The organism is Halorubrum sp. SD612 (assembly GCF_002135005.1).
The window spans coordinates 1-1,527 of the sequence record NZ_NEWI01000345.1 but is presented as its reverse complement, the minus strand read 5'-3'; the positions used below and the strand labels follow the sequence as shown (position 1 = coordinate 1,527).

At 73.3% G+C, this 1,527-nt stretch carries 1 protein-coding gene; it reads left to right on the top strand.

Going from position 1 to position 1,527, the window contains the following annotated elements:
* On the top strand, positions 1-1,527 hold a 1,527-nt coding region (locus B9G38_RS17180; RefSeq protein ID WP_343125083.1), incomplete at both ends, for a glycoside hydrolase family 15 protein.

Below are 1,527 nucleotides of genomic sequence, written 5' to 3'. Positions count from 1 at the left end.
TCGTCGAGGAGCGCGGCGGCGCCGCCGGCCCGCTGTTCGCCGACGCGCGCGACCTGTACGCGCTGTGTGGGCCCGACGGTCCCTTCGTCAACGAGGCGGGGCTGTTCGCGGAGCAGGCGTTCGACGACGGCGACCTCGACAGCGCGACCCCGATCGCGTGGTCGCACGCGCTCCGGATCGACGCGACGGTGACGCTCGCGAGCCACGGGGAGCTCCCGGTCCCGCACGACCGCGAGACCGGCCCCGAGGCGGCGCCCCACTGGACGACCGGCCGGAAGTTCGGCGTCGGCACGCCGGCCGACTACGACGCCGACGACCCGGTGCCGGTGTGGTTCACGCTCACCGAGGGGGCGCTCACCGAGGCGCGGTTCCCGCGGATCGACGTGATGAACGTGCGGACGTTCGACTTCCTCGTCGCCGACCCCGACTCCGACTACGCCATCCGCACGTTCGACGAGACGGGACACGTCTCGTCGACGGAGACGATAGAGCGGACGACGGAGCCGGCGGCCGACGACGCGCTCGCGTACGTCCAGCGGATCCGGGAGACCGGCGACGGCCACGGCCACGGCTGGACGCTCCGCGTCGAGTACGCGGTCGACACCGACGGGACCGCGGTGCTGGCCGACGTCCGCTTCGAGGGGAGCCGCGAGTACGACGTGTACGCGCTCGCCGACGCGACGATCGCCAACGTCGGCACGGACGACCGCGCCGAGCGCGTCGACGGCGACGCCGGGGCGCACCTGCTCGCGCAGAAGGACGACCCCGACCGCGACGCGGGCAAACTCGTCGACGACGAGGGCGAGCCGTTCGCACCCGCCCTCGCGTTGGCGAGTGGCAAGGAGTTCGACTGGGCGAGCGCGCTCGCGGCCGGCGGCGACGCGGCGGCCGCGCTGTTCGGGGACGGCGAGCGCGGCGAGGAGTCGAGCGAGGCGGCCGGCAACGTCGTCCTCGCCGGCCTCGTCGGGAGCGGCGAGTCGGTGTCCGACACCGTCGCGCTCGGGTTCGCCGAGGACTCGGACACCGCGGCCGCGCTCGGCGAGGCGGAGGGAGCGCTCGCGCGCGGCTTCGACGAGGCCGCTGACGCGTACGCCGAGACGTGGCGGTCGTGGCTCGCGGACCGCGAGCTCCCCGACTCGGTCGCCGCCGACCCCGACCTCGCGGCGCAGTACCGATTCGCGCTGATGACGCTGGCGGCCGTCGAGGACAAGGCCCACGACGGGGCGGGCATCGCCAGCCCCTCCGTCCCGTGGGGCGAGACGGAGTACGCCGCGGAGAACCGCGGCTACGGCTACAACTTCGTCTGGTCGCGGGACCTCTATCAGGTGTTCACGGCGCTGATCGAGATGGACGAGCTCGAACGCGGCGCCGACGCCCTGACGTACCTGTACAACACCCAACAGGACGACGACGGGTTCCTCCCGCAGAACACCTACATCGACGGCCGCACCCGGTGGGGCGGCGAGCAGATGGACAACATCGCGTTCCCCTCGGTGATGGCGTGGCAGCTGTACGAGCGCGGCGTGA